This window comes from Devosia sp., assembly GCF_040509215.1.
Lineage (GTDB): Bacteria > Pseudomonadota > Alphaproteobacteria > Rhizobiales > Devosiaceae > Devosia.
In genome coordinates this window covers 1-22,691 of sequence record NZ_JBEVLL010000171.1, presented here as the reverse complement: position 1 = coordinate 22,691, position 22,691 = coordinate 1, and the positions used below count along the sequence as shown (strand labels likewise).

Annotated in this window: 24 protein-coding genes, 1 tRNA gene and 1 pseudogene; 9 read left to right on the top strand and 17 right to left on the bottom strand. The window is 61.8% G+C overall.

The window, feature by feature from the left end; translation table 11 throughout:
* The 8 genes from ABW043_RS09525 to ABW043_RS09490 all read right to left on the bottom strand — a co-directional run.
* The coding region (locus ABW043_RS09525; protein WP_353920973.1) for a HesB/IscA family protein at window positions 1-242 on the bottom strand (242 nt) is incomplete at its 3' end.
* 53 nt (window positions 243-295) lie between these two features.
* Window positions 296-676: an SUF system Fe-S cluster assembly protein gene (locus ABW043_RS09520; RefSeq protein WP_502908633.1), complete on the bottom strand. Its 381-nt coding sequence runs from the start codon at window positions 674-676 to the stop codon at window positions 296-298.
* A 10-nt stretch (window positions 677-686) separates the two neighbouring features.
* Window positions 687-1,907 carry a cysteine desulfurase gene (locus ABW043_RS09515; RefSeq protein ID WP_502908632.1) on the bottom strand — a complete coding sequence of 407 codons (1,221 nt, stop codon included), beginning with the start codon at window positions 1,905-1,907 and terminating at the stop codon, window positions 687-689.
* Window positions 1,908-1,987: 80 nt separating this feature from the next.
* Window positions 1,988-3,196, bottom strand: coding sequence for a Fe-S cluster assembly protein SufD (sufD, locus tag ABW043_RS09510; protein WP_353920972.1), 1,209 nt, complete (start codon window positions 3,194-3,196; stop codon window positions 1,988-1,990).
* Between the two features lie 6 nt (window positions 3,197-3,202).
* A complete protein-coding gene (sufC, locus tag ABW043_RS09505) occupies window positions 3,203-3,964 on the bottom strand; it encodes a Fe-S cluster assembly ATPase SufC (RefSeq protein WP_291411723.1) in 762 nt (253 codons plus the stop codon).
* 40 nt (window positions 3,965-4,004) lie between these two features.
* The gene (locus ABW043_RS09500) at window positions 4,005-4,508 is read right to left on the bottom strand and encodes a cupin domain-containing protein (RefSeq protein ID WP_353920971.1); all 504 of its coding nucleotides are present in this window, start codon (window positions 4,506-4,508) and stop codon (window positions 4,005-4,007) included.
* A 1-nt stretch (window position 4,509) separates the two neighbouring features.
* Window positions 4,510-6,039, bottom strand: coding sequence for a Fe-S cluster assembly protein SufB (gene sufB / locus ABW043_RS09495; RefSeq protein ID WP_353920970.1), 1,530 nt, complete (start codon window positions 6,037-6,039; stop codon window positions 4,510-4,512).
* 63 nt (window positions 6,040-6,102) lie between these two features.
* Entirely contained in the window at window positions 6,103-7,248 is a 1,146-nt protein-coding gene (locus ABW043_RS09490) for a cysteine desulfurase family protein (RefSeq protein WP_353920969.1), read from the bottom strand.
* A gap of 285 nt (window positions 7,249-7,533) precedes the next feature.
* Here ABW043_RS09490 and ABW043_RS09485 point away from each other — a divergent pair, with 285 nt between their 5' ends.
* On the top strand, window positions 7,534-8,196 hold the full coding sequence (locus ABW043_RS09485; RefSeq protein ID WP_353920968.1) for an alpha/beta hydrolase: 663 nt from the start codon (window positions 7,534-7,536) through the stop codon (window positions 8,194-8,196).
* A gap of 119 nt (window positions 8,197-8,315) precedes the next feature.
* On the top strand, window positions 8,316-9,566 hold the full coding sequence (gene tyrS / locus ABW043_RS09480) for a tyrosine--tRNA ligase (protein WP_353920967.1): 1,251 nt from the start codon (window positions 8,316-8,318) through the stop codon (window positions 9,564-9,566).
* 53 nt (window positions 9,567-9,619) lie between these two features.
* Here tyrS and ABW043_RS09475 read toward each other — a convergent pair whose 3' ends face one another.
* Window positions 9,620-13,090 carry a hypothetical protein gene (locus tag ABW043_RS09475; RefSeq protein ID WP_353920966.1) on the bottom strand — a complete coding sequence of 1,157 codons (3,471 nt, stop codon included), beginning with the start codon at window positions 13,088-13,090 and terminating at the stop codon, window positions 9,620-9,622.
* A 229-nt stretch (window positions 13,091-13,319) separates the two neighbouring features.
* Here ABW043_RS09475 and ABW043_RS09470 point away from each other — a divergent pair, with 229 nt between their 5' ends.
* Together ABW043_RS09470 and ABW043_RS09465 are read left to right on the top strand one after the other, a co-directional pair.
* Window positions 13,320-13,799 (top strand): peroxiredoxin, encoded by a 480-nt coding sequence (locus tag ABW043_RS09470; RefSeq protein WP_353920965.1) that lies wholly within the window; start codon window positions 13,320-13,322, stop codon window positions 13,797-13,799.
* A gap of 84 nt (window positions 13,800-13,883) precedes the next feature.
* Window positions 13,884-15,023 (top strand): M23 family metallopeptidase, encoded by a 1,140-nt coding sequence (locus ABW043_RS09465; RefSeq protein ID WP_353920964.1) that lies wholly within the window; start codon window positions 13,884-13,886, stop codon window positions 15,021-15,023.
* A 47-nt stretch (window positions 15,024-15,070) separates the two neighbouring features.
* Here ABW043_RS09465 and prfB read toward each other — a convergent pair.
* A protein-coding gene (prfB, locus tag ABW043_RS09460) for a peptide chain release factor 2 (RefSeq protein WP_353920963.1) occupies window positions 15,071-16,196 on the bottom strand; the annotation gives its coding sequence in 2 pieces (ribosomal slippage) (window positions 15,071-16,126 and window positions 16,128-16,196; 1,125 coding nt in all).
* A gap of 76 nt (window positions 16,197-16,272) precedes the next feature.
* Complete coding sequence (locus tag ABW043_RS09455; RefSeq protein WP_353920962.1) at window positions 16,273-16,776, bottom strand: peptide deformylase; 504 nt, start codon at window positions 16,774-16,776, stop codon at window positions 16,273-16,275.
* 64 nt (window positions 16,777-16,840) lie between these two features.
* Here ABW043_RS09455 and ABW043_RS09450 point away from each other — a divergent pair.
* Window positions 16,841-16,917, top strand: a tRNA-Arg gene (locus ABW043_RS09450).
* A 142-nt stretch (window positions 16,918-17,059) separates the two neighbouring features.
* A complete protein-coding gene (locus ABW043_RS09445; protein WP_353920961.1) occupies window positions 17,060-17,236 on the top strand; it encodes a DUF2934 domain-containing protein in 177 nt (58 codons plus the stop codon).
* A 64-nt stretch (window positions 17,237-17,300) separates the two neighbouring features.
* Here ABW043_RS09445 and ABW043_RS09440 read toward each other — a convergent pair whose 3' ends face one another.
* Window positions 17,301-17,531 carry a hypothetical protein gene (locus tag ABW043_RS09440; protein ID WP_353920960.1) on the bottom strand — a complete coding sequence of 77 codons (231 nt, stop codon included), beginning with the start codon at window positions 17,529-17,531 and terminating at the stop codon, window positions 17,301-17,303.
* A 179-nt stretch (window positions 17,532-17,710) separates the two neighbouring features.
* Here ABW043_RS09440 and ABW043_RS09435 point away from each other — a divergent pair, with 179 nt between their 5' ends.
* Complete coding sequence (locus ABW043_RS09435) at window positions 17,711-18,319, top strand: 5'-methylthioadenosine/S-adenosylhomocysteine nucleosidase (RefSeq protein WP_353920959.1); 609 nt, start codon at window positions 17,711-17,713, stop codon at window positions 18,317-18,319.
* Here ABW043_RS09435 and ABW043_RS09430 read toward each other — a convergent pair.
* Window positions 18,309-18,635 carry a hypothetical protein gene (locus tag ABW043_RS09430; RefSeq protein WP_353920958.1) on the bottom strand — a complete coding sequence of 109 codons (327 nt, stop codon included), beginning with the start codon at window positions 18,633-18,635 and terminating at the stop codon, window positions 18,309-18,311. The two genes, ABW043_RS09435 and ABW043_RS09430, sit on opposite strands and share 11 nt — an antisense overlap.
* A gap of 116 nt (window positions 18,636-18,751) precedes the next feature.
* On the opposite strand from ABW043_RS09430, the gene ABW043_RS09425 reads away from it, so the two are divergent.
* Entirely contained in the window at window positions 18,752-19,075 is a 324-nt protein-coding gene (locus tag ABW043_RS09425; protein WP_353920957.1) for a hypothetical protein, read from the top strand.
* Between the two features lie 188 nt (window positions 19,076-19,263).
* Window positions 19,264-19,635: pseudogene (locus ABW043_RS09420) on the top strand (cell wall hydrolase); the annotation flags it as partial.
* On the opposite strand, the gene ABW043_RS09415 reads toward ABW043_RS09420, so the two are convergent.
* From ABW043_RS09415 to ABW043_RS09400, 4 genes are all read right to left on the bottom strand, one after another.
* The gene (locus ABW043_RS09415) at window positions 19,635-20,183 is read right to left on the bottom strand and encodes a DUF2076 family protein (RefSeq protein WP_353920956.1); all 549 of its coding nucleotides are present in this window, start codon (window positions 20,181-20,183) and stop codon (window positions 19,635-19,637) included. The pseudogene ABW043_RS09420 and the gene ABW043_RS09415 overlap by 1 nt on opposite strands.
* A gap of 83 nt (window positions 20,184-20,266) precedes the next feature.
* Window positions 20,267-20,566 (bottom strand): EscU/YscU/HrcU family type III secretion system export apparatus switch protein, encoded by a 300-nt coding sequence (locus ABW043_RS09410; protein WP_353920955.1) that lies wholly within the window; start codon window positions 20,564-20,566, stop codon window positions 20,267-20,269.
* Window positions 20,563-22,098 (bottom strand): flagellar hook-length control protein FliK, encoded by a 1,536-nt coding sequence (gene fliK / locus ABW043_RS09405; RefSeq protein ID WP_353920954.1) that lies wholly within the window; start codon window positions 22,096-22,098, stop codon window positions 20,563-20,565. The genes ABW043_RS09410 and fliK overlap by 4 nt, the downstream gene beginning before the upstream one ends.
* An 88-nt stretch (window positions 22,099-22,186) precedes the next feature.
* Window positions 22,187-22,691 (bottom strand): glycosyltransferase family 2 protein (locus tag ABW043_RS09400; RefSeq protein WP_353920953.1); only part of this gene is annotated, 505 nt, incomplete at its 5' end.

Genomic DNA, 22,691 nt, shown 5'->3' with positions numbered 1-22,691 from the left:
ATGATCGTGCCGAGCAGGTACATCGTGGCCTTCGGATCGACCCAGACGTCGACGCCGCGATCGGTTACGTGGTCGTCACCCTTCAGCGGTTCGGCGACATAGTCCATGGTATAGGCGACGCCGGCACAGCCGGCGGTCTTTATTCCGACGCGCAGGCCGATGACCGGCTTGTCGGAATCTTCCATGATTTCCTTGATGCGTTCGGCTGCCGCATCGGACAGCGACATGATCTTGAAGGCCATGGGTGGTTCGCCTCTATCGGTACATTGCGATATATAGAACTAAACGCGTGAGATTACCACCAGTTCAACGCAACTTGCGCTTCTTCGCTCATGCGGCTCGCATCCCATGGGGGATCGAACACCATGTTGACCTTGACGTCCTGGATGCCTTCGACGCCGCGGGCGGCGTTTTCGACCCAGGCGGGCATTTCGCCAGCGACAGGGCACCCCGGAGCGGTTAGCGTCATGTCGATAGTCAGGTTGCGGTCGTCGTCGAGATCGACCTTGTAGATCAGGCCCAGCTCATAGATGTCGACCGGGATTTCCGGATCATAGACGGTCTTCAGCGCCCCGATCAGATCGGTGGTGATGCGCGTCACTTCCGAGTCGCCGAGATTATCGGGCATGCTCGGAACGATGCGCGTATCGAGTTCAGGTGTCGTGTCTTCGCTCATCATCTGTCTCTCAGGCGAAAAATTTACGGGCGCGCTCAATGCCGTCCACGAGCGCGTCAACATCGTCCTTGCCGTTATATAGGGCGAGGGAAGCCCGGCAGGTAGAGGTGACGCCAAATCGTTTCAGCAACGGCTGCGCACAATGGGTGCCGGCACGGACAGCGATGCCGTAACGGTCGAGGATAGTTGCGACATCGTGGGCATGGGCGCCGGCGATCTCGAAGGAGAAAATGCCGCCCTTGCCCGGCGCGGTGCCGATCAGGCGTAGCGAATTGATGCGGCTGAGCTTTTCATGGGCATAGGCGGCGACATCGTGCTCGTGCGCAGCGATCTCGTCGCGGCCGAGCGCTTCCATGTAGGTCAGCGCCGCACCAAGCCCAATGGCCTGGACGATCGGCGGGGTGCCGGCCTCAAAGCGATGCGGCGGTTCGTTATAGGTGACATTGTCGAGGGTGACCGTATCGATCATCTCGCCGCCACCCTGATACGGCTGCATTTCTGCGAGCAGGTCGTACTTGCCATAGAGCACGCCGATGCCGGTCGGCCCATAAAGCTTGTGGCCGGTCATGATGTAAAAATCGGCGTCGAGATCGCGAACGTCGACCTTGGTGTGGACTGCGCCCTGGGAGCCGTCGACCAGCACCGGAATGCCGCGAGCGTGAGCAATTTCAACGATTTGCTTGATCGGCGTGACCGTCCCAAGCACGTTCGACATATGCGTAACGGAGACGATACGCGTCTTGTCCGTCAGCGTCGCCTCGAAGGCGTCGATGTCAAAGCTCCCGTCGTCGCGGACGTCGACCCACTTGATGACGGCGCCCTTGCGCTCGCGATGGAAATGCCAGGGTACGATATTGGAGTGGTGCTCCATGATCGTCGTGACGATCTCGTCCCCTGCCCCAATGCGCGGCCCGGCGAAGGACTGGGCGACGAGGTTGATCGCCTCCGTGGCCGAACGGGTGAAGATGATTTCTTCGATCCGACCAGCGTTGAGGAAGCGCCGCACGCTTTCGCGGCCGGCCTCATAGGCGTCGGTGGCGCGATTGGCGAGCGTGTGCAAGCCACGGTGAACATTGGCATATTCGTGCCGGAAGGCATAATCCATCCGGTCGAGCACCTGCACCGGCTTCTGGGCCGAGGCACCGCTGTCGAGATAGACCAGGCGATGGCCGTGGATCACTTCCGACAGGATCGGAAAGTCGGCACGCACTTTTTCGAGGTCGAGGGTCATTTCCATTTCCAGCAAAGGCAAGGAAATGGTGCGGCACAGAGCGCGTCGCACCCACTATTTTCTGTCGGCAAAGCCGGGGATTACTTCCCCAGCAGCCAGCCGTCGACGATGCCCTGCAGGGCTTCGTTCAGCGCTTCATCTTCAATCGGATCAATGAGTTCGGCGATGAAACCGCGCACCAGCATGGTCTCCGCCTCGGCCTTGGGAATGCCGCGGCTGAGGAGATAGAACAGGCTGTCCTCATCGAGCTTGCCGCAGGTCGAACCGTGGCCGCAGACGACGTCGTCGGCATAGATTTCGAGTTCGGGCTTGGAGAGAATCTCCGCATCGTCCGAGAGCATCAGGCCCTGATGCATGAACTTTGCGTCGGTCTTCTGCGCGTCGCGGGCGACGATCAGCTTGCCCTGCACCACAGCCTTCGAGCGGCCGCGGGTGATGGACTTGAACAGCGGCTGGGAGGAAGTGTGCGGCACGGCGTGCAGCGTTTCCATAGTGATATCAGAGTGTTGGCCCTCGGACACCAGATTGAGGCCCGTCACATCCGCATGCGCACCCTCGCCGTCCATCTTCGGGAAGAGGTGGGTGCGCGACAGGCCTGCGCCAGCATGGATGACCAGCGTACGGAGCTGTGCGCCGTCGTTGAGGTGATACTCGTTGGTCGCGAAATGCGAGGTGGCGCGGCCACTTAGGTCGATGGTGACGTGGGTCACGATGGCATTCTTGCCCAGCGCGAGGTAGGTCGCGTGGTTGCCGACGTGAGCGGCGTCCGAGCCCGAGAAGGTTTCGAGGATGACGACGGAAGAGTCGTCAGCGACGAAAATCTTGGTCGCGTCTGCCACATGGCCGGCTTCGCCTTCGATGCGATGGTCGATCTGGACCACCTGCTCGATGGCGCCATTTAGGTCGAGACTAAGAGTGTCTTTTGCTAGCGCATTGCTAACACTGACAATGACGTCATCGCGGTTCGTGAGAACGCCACCGTGGGTCTTGCCCACTTTGACGCCTTCCGGTGCCGTAGCAGCGCCGAGGACGGCGCCGTTGACGATCGACAGGGCGTAGGCGCCCGGAACGCGAAGGGCGGTCCCAGTGGCCTCGTTGGCCGCCTGTGCCAGCGGCGGGATGGCCCGCAGCAGCGTCTTGAGGTCGGTATAGTGATAGGCCTCGACACGACGGGTCGGCAGGCCGGCCACGGTGACGCGTTCGGCGGCCTGGTCGGCGCCGGCAGCCTTGAGCTGGGCGATCAGGGATTCCTCGGCGGCGCCGAGGCGGACAGGAAAGGTCTGACGCATGGTTGGTTACGCCGCCTGGCCGTCATAGTCGGCATAGCCCTTGGCTTCGAGCTGAAGCGCCAGGTCCTTGTCGCCGCTTTCGACGATCTTGCCATCCGAGAACACGTGCACGACGTCGGGCACGATGTGGTTGAGGAGGCGCTGGTAGTGGGTGATGACCAGCATGGAGCGCTTGCCGTCGCGGAGCGCGTTGACGCCCTTGGAAACAACCTGCAGCGCGTCGATGTCGAGACCGGAATCGGTTTCGTCGAGCACGGCCAGCGAAGGCTTGAGGAGCGCCATCTGCATGATCTCGGCGCGCTTCTTTTCGCCGCCGGAGAAACCGACATTGAGCGGGCGCTTGAGCATGTCGCTATCGACATTGAGCTGGGCACCGGCTTCCTTGACGGCGCGCATGAATTCCGGCGTCGTCAGTTCGCCTTCGCCGCGGGCCTTGCGCTGGGCGTTGATGGCGGCCTTGAGGAAGGTCATGGTCGCAACACCAGGGATTTCGATCGGGTACTGGAAGGCAAGGAACAGGCCGGCAGCGGCGCGTTCGTGCGGTTCCATCTCGAGGATGTTCTCGCCGTTGAGCAGGATTTCGCCCTCGGTGACCTCATAGTCTTCCTTGCCGGCCAGCACATAGCTCAGCGTCGACTTGCCCGAGCCGTTGCGGCCCATGATGGCATGGACTTCGCCCTGCGGGATGACGAGGTTCACACCCTTGAGGATTTCACGTTCCTCGATGCGGGCGTGCAGGTTGCGGATTTCAAGAACGGGAGTGGTCATTTTCTTCTCTCCAATTGCGGAAGGGATAGCTGGCAGCGCCTCAGGCGCCCGGCTCGCCATCCCAGTAATCAAGGTTGTTCTGGCCTTCGCGGCCACAGTGGCGGAGGCGACGATCGGCCGAAGAGCGGCTCGTCACCTGGAATTTGTTCGAGTCAGGGTACTCGCAGACTTCGGTATCGGCATTGTTGGCGATGCCCAGATATTTCAGCGTCACCGATCCGGTATTGAGGATCTGGTGGGCAGTGTCCGGGCCGCCGGTCGGCGCGCCAAGCACGTCGCCAGCCTTGAACGAATAGCGCTCGGTGCCGAAGCGATAGGTCCCCTCGCCTTCCAGCACGATGAAGAGTTCTTCTTCGACGTGATGGTTGTGGAAGGGGCAGCTCGACTTGCCGGGCGGCACTTCGTTGTAGCTGATGCCGAGCGCGCGCAGACCCAGAAGTTTGCCGAACGAGGTGTCGGCAGACTTGTAAAGCGTGCCCTGCTCCCAGGCGTCCAGCGCCAGGGAGGCAAGGGTAACAACAGGGTTGCGCGTTTCCGTCGTCATCTTAGCCGACTGATCCTTCGAGGCTGATCGAGATCAGCTTTTGCGTTTCGACCATGAATTCCATCGGCAGGTGCTGCAGCACGTCGCGGACGAAACCATTGACGATCAGCGCCACAGCTTCTTCCTCGTTGAGGCCGCGCTGGAGGCAATAGAACATCTGGTCGTCGGAGATCTTCGACGTGGTCGCTTCGTGCTCGAATACGGCGGTGCCGTTGCGGCTCTCGATATAGGGAACCGTGTGGGCGCCGCACTTGTCGCCGATGAGCAGCGAGTCGCACTGGGTGAAGTTGCGGGCGTTCTTGGCCTTGGCATGCGCCGAGACCTGGCCGCGATAGGTATTGTCCGAGAAGCCGGCGGCGATACCCTTGGAGATGATGCGGCTGGACGTATTCTTGCCCAGGTGGATCATCTTCGTGCCGCTATCGACCTGCTGGTAGCCGTTCGAAATGGCGATCGAGTAGAACTCGCCACGCGAACCGTCGCCGCGCAGGATGCAGCTCGGATACTTCCAAGTGATGGCCGAACCGGTTTCGACCTGCGTCCAGGAAATGTGCGAGTTGACGCCGCGGCAATCGCCACGCTTGGTGACGAAATTGTAGATGCCGCCCTTGCCGTCCTTGTCGCCCGGATACCAATTCTGGACGGTGGAGTACTTGATTTCGGCATTGTCGAGGGCAACGAGTTCGACGACGGCAGCGTGAAGCTGGTTTTCGTCGCGCGAGGGTGCGGTGCAGCCTTCGAGGTAGGAGACGTAGCTATTATCGTCGGCGATGATCAGCGTGCGCTCGAACTGGCCGGTCTTCTTCTCGTTGATGCGGAAATAGGTCGACAGCTCCATCGGGCAGCGCACGCCCTTGGGGATGTAGACGAAGGACCCATCGGTGAAGACGGCCGAATTCAGCGTCGCATAGTAGTTGTCCGAAACCGGAACCACGGTGCCGAGATACTGCTTCACCAGCTCTGGATATTCGCGAACCGCTTCCGAGATCGAGCAGAAGATGATGCCGACCTTGGCCAGTTCAGCGCGGAATGTGGTGACCACCGAGACCGAGTCGAACACAGCGTCGACGGCAACATTGGCGCCAAACGGCGTACCGGTCGGTTCGCCTGCGCCTTCCACGCCGGCAAGGATCGCCTGTTCCTTCAGCGGAATGCCGAGCTTGGCATAGGTCTTGAGAAGCTCGGGATCGACCTCATCAAGGCTCTTGGGCCCCTTGAAGCTTTTCGGCGCGGAATAGTAGCTGATCGCCTGGAAGTCGATCTTGGGGTAGTGAACCTTGGCCCAGTTCGGCTCTTCAAGCGTCTGCCAACGGCGGAACGCGTCAAGACGCCATTCCAGCATCCATTCGGGCTCATCTTTCTTGGCAGAGATGAAGCGGACGGTGTCTTCAGTGAGGCCAACCGGCAGCACGTCGGACTCGATATCGGTCTCGAAGCCGTATTTGTATTTGTCGACGTCGAGCGCCAAAACCTGTTCGACCGTTTCCCGGTCGATTTCTTCCTTTAGCGTCGGAATATCGTAGTCCGCCATCAGGCTCTCCTTTTCGTCCCTCGGCGGTTCAAGGCCGCCGCGAACACTACTTGTCTCTTGCGGCTAGGCCGCTTTCCCGGCCCGCTTGTGGCGAGCAAGGATCGTTTCAAAACCGGCCAGGAACGCCTCGGCATCTTCTGCCTTGGAATTCCAGCCGAAACTCACGCGCAGCGCGCAATCGGCAAGGTCGCGCTCGACGCCCATGGCGAGGAGCACATGGCTGGCGCCAACCTTGCCCGACGAACAGGCCGAACCGGCCGAAACCGACAGGCCGGCCAGATCGAGCGACATCATCGCCGTGGCATTCTTGATGCCCGGCACGGCGAAATTGACCACATTGCCGACGCGGTCGGTGCTTTCGCCGAAGACAACCACGTCGGGCGCAAGGGCCCGAAGACCGTCCTCGACGCGCCTGGTCAGGGTGGAGGCGGTTTCCATATTCATGCGCTCGGCCGCAGCCGCAGCACCAAAAGCACTGATGAGCGCTGCAGATTCGGTACCGCCACGACGGCCCTGCTCCTGCCCGCCACCGGGAATGAGCCGCACCGTATCGGCGTGACCCTTGACCAGCAGCGCGCCGATACCGGCCGGAGCACCGATCTTGTGACCGCTGATAGCCATCATATCGGCAGCCGAAGCCGCAAAATCCAGATCGAGCTTGCCCAGAGCCTGCACCGCATCGATGACCAGGGTATGGCGTGTAGGGCCGACGAGGACGGAGATCGGGCCAATGGGCTGGACGACGCCCGTCTCGTTGTTCACCCAGTGAACGGCGACGAGCAGTGTAATGCCCTCATCGTCCGCGCGCTGCAAAGCGGCGCGAAGTTGATCCAGATCAATACGGCCATCGGCGGAAAGAGGGATTGTCCATACCGGCAGGCCCGTGGCGTCGGCCGCCTTGGCGACCGCAGCATGCTCCCCCGCACTGATCGCCACGGCGCCTGCCGAAAACGTGCGGGCGCCGCCGACGACGGCCTGGGTCAGGGCTTCAGTGGCCGAACCGGTAAAGACAACCTGACGCGTCTCGGCGCCGGCAAGGCGCGCGACTTGGCTGCGGCCGGTCTCGATGAGATCGCGCAGCTTGCGGCCGTGGGCGTGAACAGAGGACGGATTGCCGGTCAAATCGAGCGCAGCATAGAGCGCCGCCCGCGCTTCTGGACGAAGCGGAGCGGTGGCATTGTGATCGAGATAGATGCTCTCTTTCGCCATCTGCCTTCTTTGGGGCTGCGTGCCCAACATACCTTCCATGCCCGGATCGGGACGCCTGAGCACCCCGCAAACCAAACACTTCTTGAAATTTGCCGCCCAACTTCATTACAAGGGGCGCTCAACAAGGCCGCTTGCGGCCTAAAACCGAATTTCGAACCATTCTAAACTGGTTTTTTCGACCCATGTTTTAGGGAGGCTCCCGCCCTTAGTCAAGCGGCGCGGATGCAAACCTGAACACTCGGATCAACTTAGTGACAGAGCCGAAAAAAGGCCGGAAAAGACACCATGCCTGAAGTTATCTTCAATGGCCCCGAGGGCCGCCTCGAGGGCCGCTACCAGCCGGGCAAGGAACCGAACGCGCCGATCGCCATCGTGCTGCATCCGCATCCGCAGTTCGGCGGGACGATGAACAATCAGATCGTCTACAACCTCTTCTATATGTTCGCCGAACGTGGCTTTTCGGTGCTGCGCTTCAATTCGCGCGGCGTCGGCCGTTCGCAGGGCGTATTCGACCATGGCATCGGCGAGCTCTCGGACGCGGCCGCCGCGCTCGACTGGCTGCAGATCATCAACCGCGAATCCCGCGGCTGCTGGATCGCCGGTTTCTCCTTCGGCGCCTGGATCGGCATGCAGCTTCTTATGCGCCGTCCGGAAGTGGAGGGCTTCATCTCCGTCGCCCCGCCGGAAAATCTCTACGATTTCTCGTTCCTCGCCCCCTGCCCGTCTTCGGGCCTGATCATCCATGGCGACAAGGACCGTGTGGCTCCGCCCACGTCCGTCCAGAAGCTCGTGGACAAGCTCAAGACCCAGAAGGGCATCACCATCGACCAGCAGATCGTCGAGGGTGCCAACCACTTCTACGAAGGCAAGATCGACGAACTGACGACCCGGTGTGCCGAATATCTCGACCGTCGCCGTCAGGAGATCGCGGACGGCGGCGGGCGCTAACGAGAGCGCACATTTGAGGCGATCGTCCTCACCCACGGAGCATCATTGTTGACCTCCGTTTCTCTACTGGCGCCCTTCACCGCGGATTGTGGGAGGGGCGGCACCTGGATCGCACCAAAATGACCAAGTACAAATCCGACTTCCTGCGCGTCCTCGATGAGCGCGGCTTCATTCACCAGATTTCCGATCCCGAGGGTCTCGACCAACTCGCGGCGACCTCCAAGATCACCGGCTATGTCGGCTATGACGCGACGGCGACCTCGATCCATATCGGCAATCTGATCACCGTCACCATGCTCTACTGGCTGCAGGAAACCGGGCACCAGGCGATCAGCCTGATGGGCGGTGGCACCTCCATGGTCGGCGACCCATCGTTCCGCGACGACCAGCGCAAGCTCCTGACGGTCGAGCAGATCGCCGAGAACATCGAGAGCATCAAGCGCGTCTATGGCAATATTCTCAACTATGGCGGCTCTAACCCCGCCATGATGGTGAACAATGCCGACTGGCTGCTGAAGCTCAACTACATCGAATTCCTGCGCGATGTTGGCCGTCATTTCTCGGTCAACCGCATGCTCTCGTTCGATTCGGTAAAGCTGCGCCTCGATCGCGAGCAGTCGCTGAGCTTTCTTGAATTCAACTACATGATCATGCAGGGCTACGACTTCACTGAACTCAACCGCCGCTACGGCACCGTGTTGCAGATGGGTGGGTCGGACCAGTGGGGCAACATCATCAATGGCGTCGACCTTTCCCATCGCATGGGCGGGCCTCAGCTTTATGCGCTGACCACCCCGCTGCTCACCAAGTCGTCGGGCGAAAAGATGGGCAAGTCCGCTTCGGGCGCTGTCTGGCTCAATGGCGACCTCTTCTCGCCCTATGATTTCTGGCAGTACTTTAGGAACACCGAAGACGCCGACGTCGTGAAATTCCTCAAGATTTTCACCCGCCTGCCGATTTCGGAAATCGAACGCATCGGTGCGCTTGGCGGCAACGAGATCAACGAAGCCAAGAAGATCCTGGCGACCGAAATCACCGCCATCGTCCACGGTCGCGACGCAGCCATTCAGTCGGCGGCGACGGCACTGGCGACGTTCGAATCCGGCGCCATCGACCTGTCTTTGCCGACTGCAGAAGTGACGCATGCCGAACTGAATTCCGGCATCGGCATTCTTGCCGCGCTTGTCTCTGCCGGGCTTGCTGCCTCGAACGGCGAAGCTCGCCGGCATATTGCCTCGGGCGCCGTGAAGGTCAACGATGCCTCTGTCGACGACGACAAGCTGAGCCTTGGCGAAAACGCGCTGCTGCCCGAAGGGGTTATCAAGCTCTCCGTCGGCAAGAAGCGCCACGCGCTGATCAAGCCGATCTAAGCCCACTGGCTCGCGAATAGTGAAAGGCGTCGCACTCCGGTGCGGCGCCTTTCTTATTCCTGTGGCAATTCCCTGGCCCGGAACTCGAACAGCTCGCGGAATGCGCCCGGAACCAGCAGGGACAGCGGATTGATCTGGAACTGCGGATTGTCCAGCGGTCCGCGCACCGCAAAGGTCACCCCGACAAGTCCTTCGCCGTCGCGGCCACCGAGCAGCGGCCCGAGCAGCGGGATTTGCTGGAAGGCGTTGTTGAGGCCAAAGAGCGGCACGTAGGTGCCGGTCAGGTCGTATTGGCGGCTGTTGGTATAGATGAAGCCGCGCATCGTGCCGCCGACGGTGTCGCCTGAGAGCACCCCACGCGTGACTTCGACGCGATCGCTGCGACGAATGAAATCGGCCTCGGCGGCTTCGAAATCGAGACGGTTGCTGCGAGCGATCGCAGCACGGGAATCGGAATGATTGCCAAGCACCTGCGCGACATTGGCTTCATCGACGATGGCGAAATTGTTTATCAGCAGCCGGCCGCCTTCCGCGTCAGCCTCGCGATCGGTGGTCAGCACCAGGCTGCCGCTGCCGCCGGCCAACTGGGAATAGACCCCGACAAAGCGCAGCACGGTGCCGGCATCGTTGAATGCCACGGAGAGCGTGCGGCCGTTCGGCGCGGGATTGGTGGTCACCGAGAGGCCATTCCCCTCACTAAACTGCGCCGAGACCGTCGCGCGCCGGAGGTCGGAGCCGCGCAGGCTCAGGTCGAGGTCGACGTTGAACGCCGTCGTCGCGTAAAATCCGATGGCGCGATCGAGCTGCACGTCGAGATTGATTGCCTGGTTGATCTGCGTCGTCTGCACCCCGCCGCTGCCCTCGCCGAGGCTGAAGAAGCGACTGAGCAAGGGTTTGAGGTCGAGCTGTGCCCCGCGAATCTGCACGTCAAAGCCGTTGCCATTTGGCTTGAGGGTGAGCTGCGCGCTGTCGCCGGAACTGAGGGCGACCTTATCGAACTCGGCCAGCACGAGGCCGTTGGTGGCGTGATAGTCGAGCTTGCCCGATAGCTGCACGGCCCCGAACCCGAGGCTGATATCGGTGAGGTGCGTTACCTCGCCGTCCATTTTCACGGTGGCGGTCAGGCTGCCCGGCGTGCCTGCGGCTTTGCTGATCCCCAGGTCCTTGATCGTCAGCCCCGCATCGACGAGGTCGACGGACATTTTCATCGTGCCTTCCGCGGCCGGCTCGGCCACGAACCGCACTTTCCCGGACAGGAACTCGGAGGCATTGAAGCCAAGCTTGGCGAGATCGGCTACGGCAACAGTGGAGCCGAGCTGGAACAACGGCGCCGTGCTTGGCGTGCCCGTGACGGCGAGGTCGGCCGCCATGCCGTCGATCTCGGCCGTTCCGCCCAGCTGGTAGCTGTCCTGCGTTGCCGAAAACGTCAGCTGGCCATTGCCGATGGTGCGGTCCTGGATCGGCGCGCTGCTGGCAAAATTGGTGATGGTCCCGTTTGCCGCATAGTCGATATCCATCTCCCGGCCCGTTTCCTCGTCCGGCAGGCCAATGGTCGCGACGAGGCCAAGGTCGATATTGCCGGTGATCGCGGCGAGGTCGACTGGCAGTTCAAGGGCGGCGAGCGCTTCGGGCTGCAACTGCTCACCAAGCGCCAACAGAGCCGGAATAGGCGCGCCGAGACTGCCCGAGACTTCGAAAATGCTCTCTTCGGGATTTGAGCTGTCAAAGATCATGGCTGGGCGTCGGACGGCGATCACGCCCTCATCGGTTTCGATATTGCCGCCATCGGCGGAAATCGTCGTTTTGGTGCCGTTGACCTGGAGGCGCGTCAGGCCATCGAGAGCGATCGGGTCCATTGCCTCGGTGGCGCGGATAACGACGTCGTCTCCGACGATGTTGATGTCCATCGCGTCCTTGGGCATCGCCTTCGCTTCGCCGTCGGCGGAGAGCGTCCCGACGGGAAAATCGAACTTCAAGCGCCCCTCGACGACATGGCCGCCGGTGACATTCGCCACGAACCAGTCGCGGCTCTCGCCACCCATGAAATAGGGCCAGATGCGCTTGATGTCGTCGGCGGTTACGCCTTTGCCAGCCACCGTCATGTCGATGCCAAGCCCGGTCTGCAGCATATCCATGCGCCCGGTGGTCTCGATGACGGCTTCGCCCTTCTTGGCGACGAACCGGTCTATGCCAACCGCGCCATAAAGCGGCGCTGACCAGCCGGAAAAGTCCATCGTGTCGAATGGCTGCTCAGGCGCCGCCATGTCGTTTGGCTGCAGCGCCACGTCGGTCGCGCGTAGTGAGATGCCGATGGTCGGCCCATAGGTCTTGTCGAGCCCCATGGCGAAAATGCCGGAGATCCGGGCCTTACTCTGGCCGATCTGGATGGCGGAATCGGCAAGCCGGAACTGGCCAAGATCAGGCTTCCAGTCGATCTCCATGATCGAGCTGGCGACCGGGAAGTAGTCCTTGCCAATGCGCAGATCGATGCCGGTCAGGTCGACACGGAAGGTCCCGTCGACCAGCTTGCCGCCGGCCGGGTCAAAGCCGATATCGATGGAGAGTGCGCCTGTGCCACGCATCGCAGCCATGCTGGTCGCATCGTCGATGAAGGGCAGCATGGCGGCAAAATCGATATTGGTGGCATCGACCTTGAGTCGCGAAGTGCCGTCTTCCTCTACCAGGCGGTCGATCGTTCCGGTTACCGTCCGCCCACCGATCCGCGCCGAAAACTCGCCTGTCGTCTGCCGTCCGTCCGCGGAAGGCCCGACCTCGAGTTCCACATCGTCGAACCGTCGATAGAGGCCATAGACGGAATCGGTCATGTCGATAGTGGCGTCGCGGACCACCAGCTTGGAAAAGCGCCCCTGTTGGGTCAGTTCGACGAAATCGTCGATTGCCACTTCCATGGCTTCGAGATTGTAGACCAGCCAGTCATTGTCCGAGCGGAGCTTGGTGCCATCGCCGCCCAGCTTCAAGCCATCGGCGCCGATGCCAACCGGCGAGTAGGCTTGATCACCCTCGAGCACGCGTAGCGTCGGCACGCCGCCCTCGGGATCTTCGACGATCTCCATCCGGGCGAGGCGCGGACCATGGAGATCCTGCACGAGCTGCAGATGTGGCCCGACCACGGTGATGGAGGCACCGGGCTGCCCGAGCAGCGCGCGCACTGGCGAAAAGCCGACCTCGAGCGCATCCATGGCAACCCGCGAGCCCGAGAGCGTATCGGTAAGTACGACCGGCGAAAACCGAACCACAGGCCAGACGCCATTTTCGACGGCAATAGCCAGGTCGCCCATTTCGAGTCTTGAGGTGGCCGGCAGCATGGATTGGACGAAGCCACGCGTCGCATCGCCCGAAAATGGCAGGCGGATCGGGGTTATGAGGAGAACGAGGTAGAGAACCAGCAGGAAGGCGGCGAAGACGCCGAAGACCCAGCCGAGGATTCGCCGTTTCCGGCGCCGTGGTGCAACGGGCGGAGCAGGCGGCGATGATGGCGCGGGCTGATCTGCCGAAGTTGTCACTCGCTCACGTCTATCCAGATCAATGTCACCCAAAGGTGTGTGGAGATTCAAAAGAAGACGGCCTGCCCATCGCAGTTTTTCCAGCTCGTCCTGAAATGTACCTCAACACATCTTAAGCAGTGCTAATTCGTCAAAGAATCATCCGCCGCCGCGCTGCAATGCCCAATGATACCGGCTGGATTGTGGCGCCAACAGCTTCTATTGATCGGCGTCCAGAGGCGAGTTGATCATGACGCATTTGAAACCCGGCGACCCGGCCCCAGACTTCACCCTGCCCCGCGATGACGGCAGCAGTTTTACCCTCTCCGCCCAGCGCGGCCAGCGGGTGGTGATCTACTTCTATCCCGAAGACGATTCCGGCGGCTGCACCGACGAAAATATCGAGTTTTCAGACCTTTCGCCCGAATTTGCCGCGCACGGCGCCGTGCTGGTCGGCATTTCGCCCGACGAGATCGCCAGCCACAAGAAATTCCGCGCCAAATACGGGTTGAAAGTGCCGCTCGCCGCCGACCCCGATCATCTGGCGATTGAAGGCTTTGGGCTCTGGCAGCTCAAAAAGCTCTATGGGCGGGAATTCATGGGGCTGATCCGCACCAGCTTCATCATCGGAGCCGATGGCAAGGTCGAGCGCGTCATTCGGGCGACGCGCATCAAGGGCCATGCGGCCAAGATGCTTGCTGCACTGCAGGAACTCGGCGCCTCCGCCTGAAGCGCCTGAATGCCTTCGGTTTTTCTTAACCATGCTGGATCATAGTCTGCTTACCATAAGTGTTTGCAGCGTGAGGAAAGCAAGGTGGTCACCACGGCCGGGTTCGGAGACCGCAAGCGCCAGGGCAAGCCGCCGATGCGCGGTATTCACCCCGGCATTTTCTACGGCATGTTCGCCCTGCTCTTCGCCGGCAATGTCTTTGCCGGCACTGCACTCTACCTCTCGCCTGATATTTCCCGCCTTCTCAATGGCCGCACCGAAGAAGTTATTGGGGCCTATGAGGATAGGATCGCCCAGATGCGGGTCGAAATCGACCGCCTGCATTCGCGCAGCTTTGCCCAGACCGGCGACATCAACCTGCAATTGCAGGAACTGTCGCAGCAGCAGGAAATGCTGTTCGAGCAGCACCAGCTCGTAAAAGTGCTGGTGGAGAAAGCCGATTCCCTCGGCATCGCCGCCGCCGACCTGCCTACGACCGAAGTCGGCGACACGAGTGATCTCGCCAGCCTGACAGGCAATCCTGATGTCGATGCCACGGCACTGAGCCTCGAGCGCATGATGGGCGAAACGCAGATGGCGATGCACGGCATTGCCTCCGTCGCCTCGACGCGCGCCGATGAAATCGCCACCGAAATGCGCCAGCTCGGCATTCCGTTTGCCCTGCCCGATCCGGACGCGGACGCCATGGGCGGCCCGCTGCTGCCGGCGACCGACGAACTCAACGGCACGCCCATGCTCGATGACGCCAACGCCGTGATGTCGGCGCTGCTGCGCTACAAGGCGGCGCGCGAAAGCCTCGATACGGCGCCAGTCCACATGCCGATCGCTGGCAATTTCCGGCAGAGCTCCAATTTCGGCAATCGCAAGGACCCGTTCACCGGCTCCCGCGCCTTCCACTCAGGCATGGACTTTGCCGCGCCGAGCGGGACCACAGTGATGAGCGCTGCCGCTGGTGTCGTGACCTATGTTGGCACGAAGTCTGGTTACGGCATGGTCGTCGAAGTGACCCACGACAATGGCCTCGTCACACGATATGCGCATTTGAGCGGTTATCTGACGCGTGAAGGCCAGGCGGTGAATACCGGGACGCCAATCGCCAAGGTCGGCTCGACCGGGCGCTCGACCGGTCCGCATCTGCATTTCGAAATCCGCAAGGCCGACGAGGCGATCAATCCCAAGGCGTTTTTGGACGCGGGTAAGCGGCTCGTCGCCGTACTCGGCTGATGCAGGTTGTCACCCTCGGGCCAAGCCCGAGGATGACGTTGAGTGGGCTAAGCTTCGCCCGCCACGTCTGTGGCCACACCAACGCGCTGCGCCAGTGCCGCTTCCATGAATTCGTCGAGATCACCATCGAGCACGACCGAAGGCTGGCCGCTTTCGACGCCGGTCCGCAGGTCCTTCACCATCTGATAGGGCTGCAGGACATACGAGCGGATCTGGTGACCCCAACCGATATCGGTCTTGCTGGCCGATTGGGCGTTCGCCGCTTCTTCGCGCTTCTGCAATTCCATCTCGTAAAGACGGGATTTCAGCATGGCCATGGCCGTAGCACGGTTCTTGTGCTGGCTGCGTTCCTGCTGACACGCCACGATGATGCCCGAGGGCACGTGAGTGATGCGGATGGCCGAGTCCGTGGTGTTCACGTGCTGGCCGCCAGCGCCCGAGGCGCGATAGGTATCGACCTTGAGGTCGGCTTCGCGGATCTCGATCTCGATGGAATCATCGACCACCGGATAGACCCAGCAGCTCGAAAAGCTGGTGTGACGACGTGCGGCCGAGTCATAGGGGCTGATGCGGACGAGACGATGCACGCCGCTTTCGGTCTTGAGCCACCCATAGGCATTGTGGCCCTTGATCTGGATGGTCGCGGACTTGATGCCGGCTTCTTCGCCGTCGTGCATTTCGAGCACTTCGACCTTCATCTTCCGGCGCTCGGCCCAGCGGGTGTACATGCGCAAGAGCATGTTGGCCCAATCCTGGCTCTCGGTGCCACCGGCCCCGGAGTGGATTTCGACATAGCAATCGTTGGAATCGACTTCGCCGGAAAGCAGCGTTTCGATCTGCTGGCGGCGGGCCGACTGCTTGAGTTCAAGCAGCGCGTTTTCGGCGTCGCGCACGATATCGGCATCGCCCTCGGCTTCGCCGAGTTCGATCAGCTCGACATTGTCGGAAATGCCGGATTCAAACTCGCGCACGGCTTTGACCGCAACATCGAGTTCGTCGCGCTCGCGCATGGTGACGCGGGCTTTTTCCGGATCGTTCCAGAAGTCGGGGGATTCAGTTTGCGCCGTTAGCGCATCGAGACGGAGTTGTGCTGTATCCCAGTCAAAGATGCCTCCTCAGCAGGGTCAAAACCTGCTCGATTTCGGCAACGGCCTTTTCAATTTCCGCGCGCATCAAAGTTCCTTTCGAATATGCGCCCCGTTTAACGGAGCGAGGGCGGAGGATCAACCTTTGCGATTGGCTGAAGTCCTCAGCGGCGACCGAGCTTGGCAAAGCGCCGAGCGGCCGCCTCGCGCTTCAGCCGCGAGACTTTTGTCAGAAAGAACACGCCGTTCACCTGGTCGATCTCGTGCTGGGCCACGCGAGAGGCAAAGCCTGAAAGGGCGAGTTCCTGCCCCTGCCCCGCGGCATCCTCGAACGCGATCACCGCCGCGCGGGCACGAAGCACGTCGACTTCGATGCCGGGCATGGAAACAGAGCCCTCCGGGCCGGCCTCCTGCGGTCCATCGGTGGAGAGAACCCGCGGATTGTAAAGCACGCGATAGTCACGCGTCGCCAGATCGCCCAGGCTGACCACGGCGACGGGCGCCACGACGCCAATGTGGACGGCGGCGAGGCCATAGGCCCGCGCGTCCTCGGCTGCGGCCAGCAGTCGGCGGCCAATATCGAGTAAGTCGGCATCCACCGGTCGGGCTGAAGCCACCTCGTTCAGGCGGGGATCGGGATAGAAAATAAAGGGGTCGGTCTTGGTCAAATCAGCATCCTCGGGGCGCCCATCTTGCATGTTGCAGCATCGGCTGGTAGGTCCAATCCCGGCTGGTCTCGTAGCTCAGCAGGATAGAGCACCGGATTCCTAATCCGGGGGTCATGGGTTCGAATCCCGTCGAGATCACCAGTCTTTCCCGCGCCAGGCTTGAGCGCGATTCTCTCCACTTCCCGACAGTCTTCCAGCGGCATCAAGCGCTTGCGCATGGGTAACACGCTGTTAACCCTATCGCGTCACGCTCGCTTCTGGTTACGCTTTAGTGGAGAGCACCATGCAGGACGAAATCCAGCGCCGCGCCTATCAGTTGTGGGAGGCCGATGGGCGTCCCGAAGGTCAGGACCAGGGCTATTGGTTCAAGGCCGTGGCGGAAATAGCCGCCGACGCCGCCAAGACCATCAAGCCGGCACGCAAGCGCGCAGCACCGCGCGCCAAGAAGATCGCAGCTTGAACGCCGTCAGGTTGTTGGGACGGAAATAGTCGCAGGAGTGGCCAGCCGCTCCTGCTTTTATTTGCTACCAGACGCGCGGCCAGTAGACGTCGTCGGCATAGTCGGCGGGGATCGGCGAAAGCCGGCCGATGGCCTGGGCGGCATATTCGATCTGCATGGCAAGGTGCCGGATATTGTCGGGCACCGGTGCGCCGGTGACGAATTCGCGGACGCGCCATTCTTCGATCTTCAGCGACTTGAGACGGCGGCGCGCTTCGTACTGCACGTCTTCAACATCGACGGCGCGCTGCGGCATGACCCTTTCAGGCGCCGCTTCCGTCCACTCCCGTGACCCACTGATGACTGCGAACCGCACGATACGCCTGCCTTCCCGCTCCCCAAACACCGGGAACATGGTTCAATATGTCATCATTCCGTTACATAACCGGTAACGGCTAGTACTTGAGCGGCATGGCAGCCATGCTAGTTTGAGGCATGACCATCCTCTATCTCATGGCTGCAAAAGCCGAATTCGGCCCCCGTCTCGCCGCCCGCATTCAACCCGTCATGATTGGCATCGGCCCGGTCGAGGCGGCGGTTTCGACCACAAAGGCGCTTGTGGAGCGGCGCGACGATCTGCCAAAGCTGGTCGTGTGCCTCGGCTCTGCCGGTTCGAACCGGCTGGAACAGCTCGGTGTCTATCAGGCGATTTCCGTGTCCTATCGCGACATGGACGCGTCGGCCCTTGGTTTTCCGCGCGGCGTGACGCCCTTTAGCGATCTGCCGCCAACCCTCGACCTTGTGCCGCCTGTCGCCGGTCTCGTACACGCCACTCTTTCTACCGGCGGAAATGTCGTCACCGGCAAGGCTTATGATGCCGTGCCCGAAGACATGGTCGACATGGAGACATATGCGGTAAAGCGCGCCTGCCAGACTTTTGGCGTGCCGCTCCTTGGCCTACGCGGCATTTCGGACGGCGCCGAAACGGTCAGCCGCATCGAGGACTGGACGCAATATCTGCACTTCATCGATGAGCGGCTTGCCGAGGCCGTCGATAAGGTCGAAGCGGCCTACGCGGCGGGCGAAATCGACCTTACGCCTTAGGCGCGTTCTTGCGGTCGCGACGCTTGCGCTGCCAGGTAGTCCACTTGCGGCTACCGCGCAGGATCGCGAGGTTGACCGGGCTCTGCAGGAAGATCAGATCGACCGCGAGCAGCAGCAGGCCGAGCGGCAGCATCCAGATGCCCAGGACCGGCAGGAAGCTGAATATGCCGCCGAGAACCAGCAGGATGCCGAGTGGAATGCGGACCCAACGCGCTTCCGGGCGACGCAGGCGGGACAACCAGTTTCCCGCCATGCTGGGGATTTTGCGCTCGAGCTTGTCGAACAGTCGATTGAGACGTTGTGCGTGCTTGCTCATGTCGAAACTATCCGGCTCCCTAGCGTTCGGCCCGATATCACGGGGTCGAAGTCATTGATTGTGTACGGAACTTGTGTCCGGTGAATGGCGTTCCGCCCGTAACCTGGGAGTAAACCATGCATCTTGAAGATTTGTTCACGACCCGCCGCCGCCGTCACGATCCGCTCGACGCCCTCGCCGATCAGATCAACGAACTGCGCCGACAGACGAGACATATCAGCCATAGCCTGTCGCACAATGCCGGCGATGTCGCAGGCGATCTCACCGACACCCTGTCGGGTTGGAGCCACGATGCGGCTCGTCAGGGCGCCTGGCTCGCGGGTGTAGCGAGCCGCAAGGCGGTTCAGGGCGCCCGAGCTGTTCAGCGCGATCCAGTACCGGTTCTCGCGGTATTGGGAACGGCGGCCTTGCTGGCCAGTCTCATTGCTCGTCGGCGCTAGCAATCTCTTAACCTTCCTTCTGAGGCTTTCTTTAAGGCTGTCGGCGCATTTTCGGACCAAGCCGCAACTCGGCAACACTCCGGAGATGCACCGTGGCCCTCCTTGCCCGCCTCGCCCTCAAAATCTCGGCCCTCGCCGTTGTCGCAACCAGCCTCGCCGGCTGCAGCTTTCTCGGCATCAATTTCGGCATGGCGCAGATGAGCGACAAGGAATGCATGATGCGGGCCATGTATTTCGAGTCCAACCGCTCCAGCCCCGATGGCATGCTGGCCGTAGGCACTGTGGTGATGAACCGGCTTTATGACACCCGCTACCCCAAGTCGGTCTGCGGCGTCGTCGGCCAGAAAAACCAGTTCGCCCAAGGCGTTCTCACCAAGCCAATGACCGATAGCGGCGCGGTGCTCGCCTCGCAGGTCGCCGATCAGGTCCTGCACGGCGCCCGTCATCCGGGTGTCCAGAATGCTCAGCACTTCCATACGGCGGGCCTGCGCTTTCCCTACGACAACATGTTTTACGTGCTCGAAGCCGGCGGCAACGAATTCTACGAGAAGCGGACCCGCTAGAAGTCGCCGCCAATATCGAAGTCACTCCCACCCCAGTCTCCGCCGCCATCATCGAGGCCGGGATCTTCCGGCGCTGGCTCCGGAGGCACTTCGGGCTCTGCCGCATTGGCATCGCCCGTGAATAGGCCCGCAAGAACGCTGCCGAGCAGCAACCCGCCGGTTACGCCAAGTGCCGTCTGCGCCGCTCCAGCGAGAAACCCACCGCCACCGGACGATCGGCGCCGATCATACTGATTGCCGTCATCGCCGCTCTGGCCCTGTTGAGCTTGTGTCTGCGCCGGGCGATCATTTCCAAAAATGCCACCGAGAAATCCGCCCTGGTTCTGTCGCGCTTCTGCAGCCTCGATGCGCTGCTGAGCTTCCCGCAACGCGGCTTCCTGCACGATAACGGTCTGCGCCATGTAATAGGCTGCGGCGGGGTTCTCGGAGAGGCGCTGGCGAATAAGACGCTCAGCTTCGACATCGCGCGGTGCACTATTGCGTTCGACATTGTGCAGCCGCTCGAACAGATCATCGATGGCGCGTTCGTCTTCGGGTCTGATCATGATGGTCTCCCTCGTCTGCTGTTGGACATGGGAAGACTTCGGGCGCGATGCAATGGCGCAAGGCCACGGTCACATGGATTTCACTACTGCTCGGGCTCGTCGGGCTTCCAGCCCGCAGTCTGGCTCTGCCGCAGCACAAAGCCGATCACCGCCGCAACGGCCTCGTAGAGCTCGACGGGAATGGTGTCGTCCACCTCGACATGGCTCAACGCCTCGGCCAGCACCGGATTGGCCTCGATAACGATGTCGTTCTCGGTCGCGATGGCCAGAATTTGCTCGGCAATCAGTCCCCTGCCCTTGGCGACGATGCGCGGAGCGTGATCGCTTTCCTTGTCATATTGCAGCGCAACGGCCAGCGACGTTGTCTTGAGCTCGTCCGTCATCGCGTCGCATCCACGAAGTGGCCGGCGGCAGTCGGCGCATGCGCTTCCCCAGGTGCTCCGTGCCGAACAACGAGCGCGCCCGGCTTCAAGCCCACGGATTCGAGGCTCGCGCGCAGCTCCTCGATACTTTCCGAAAATGCCTCGGCTGTTTCGTCGCGGTCGGCCCAGAGCATGATGCCCGTCGTCTGGCCGCGTAGTGAAACCTGCGCACCAACCTCGCCCAGATCAGGCAAATTGACCGCAAACCGCACCTGCCAACCGCGATCCTCCGGCCGATTGGCGTCGCCCCCGCCGTCATGATGGATTTGCAATTGCAGCACCGCCTGATGCTGGCCGACGACAATGGGCAGGTCCATGTTCCATTGGCTTTCGCTACCCCGCTGCGCCTCCGGTAGCGATGCATGCTGATGCAATCGCAACCGCGACAGCGCGCCTTCCGTGCGCTCCAGCAGCAATCGCCCGAGATCTTCCGCCTCCTCTGGCAGGTCCATCAATGGCGCTTCAGGCAGCTTTGCCCGCGGCAGCACATGGCGCAGCGGCGGCGGAATCTGCGCGACCTGGGCGATCTGAACCTGGCTGCCAAGCCATTGGCCAAGCCCCTGCCGCATGGCCAGCAGCCCCGACTTCGTGTCGGCGCCCGCCGCGGCCGGCGAGCCTTGGGCCAACACAGCCTCCTGGAAAATGCCGGAATTGCGCAGGGCCGATTTCAGCGCCCCGGCATCGATCTTGCCGTTTAGCGCCGTCAACTGATTGTCGAGAATCTGTCGCGCGGCTTTCAACACCGGCTCGGGCAGACCTGGCCGACCCACGGCGGCAGCAAGCATCCCCGTGAGCGCGCCAATACTGCCTTGGCCCGGCAAGGCCTGTTGCACCATTTGCGCCAGTGCCGCCGCCTGTGGCCCAGGCAAAGCCCCCGGCACCGGCGCTGCGCCTGGCTGTGCGCCCGTCGGGTTCGCGCCCAAGCCGGTCATGCCGTAGGGCGCCGTGCCCTGGCGCTGCAGTGTCGGCGCTGAGGGAGCCGGAGCTGCTGCAGGCGGAGCGATGACGGGTGCCCCCGACTGTGTCGATGGCGCAGGCGCCGCTGCCGAAGCGGCAACAGGCGCCGCTATGCCCGCGGCCAGTCCCGCAGCCACGGCGAGCGGCACTGCTGCTCCCGGCGCTGCGGCAGCCACTCCGGCGGAAGGGCCATAGGTGAGCGGTCCTTGCGGCATAGGAGGACGCTGCGAAATTTCGACGCTTGTCGCCGGCAATTGCTGCTGTGTGACCGAGGCCGGCGGGCGGCTGTCGATCAGGGCCAGGCGCAAATGCCCCTCGCCTTGTTGAACGCCAAGCGTCAGCAGGGATCCAACCGGCAATGTGCTGGGCAAAGTGAGGGACATGGCCTGACGGCCAACCTGCACGAGTGTAGAGCCGGCCTGCCCCGGACCAAGCACGCGTCCTTCAACGGTCTGTCCCGGCGCCAATGCAAGCGCCCGCAGCATCGAACGGGCCTCAGCCTGCGATACAACGGGTAAATGCGAGACAATCGTCATGCACAGAGCGTCCCGGCCGCGTCATGCGGCCAGAATCGATCCTATGGGTGATTCCTGAAAATGTGGAGAGCTACCGAAAAACCGGCGATCAATCCTTGCGAACGTCCTTGTATTCCATCGTCGCCGGCTTGCCGCGGAAGGTGACCCAGAAGAAATTCAGCGTATAGGTCCCTGCGGTCCTGAACACGCCTTCCTTTTCGAGGCGGCGGCCCGAGGTCTTCATCTTGAGCGCATAGGTCCACTTGACCCCGCCGACGCGCGACAGGCGCACGGCCACGTCGGTATCTTCGCCGAAGAATTCGATGGAGCGATCATAGCCGCCGACGTCTACCCAGGCCTGGCGCTTGAAGACGAAATTGCCGCCCTGCACCACCGAGCCAACCCGGAGCACGAAGCGATTGAGCAGGTAGATGAGGTAGGTCAGCCCGTAGAACATGCCGACCAGCAGGCGGTTATGCCAGGCCATGTCGTAATAGATATAGGGTCCGCTGAGGCAGACGAGCTTGGCGTCCTTGTTGAATTCGCGCATCACCACGTCGAGCCAGCCTTCGGGCACGATGGTGTCGCTGTCGATATTGGCCACGAGATCGTAG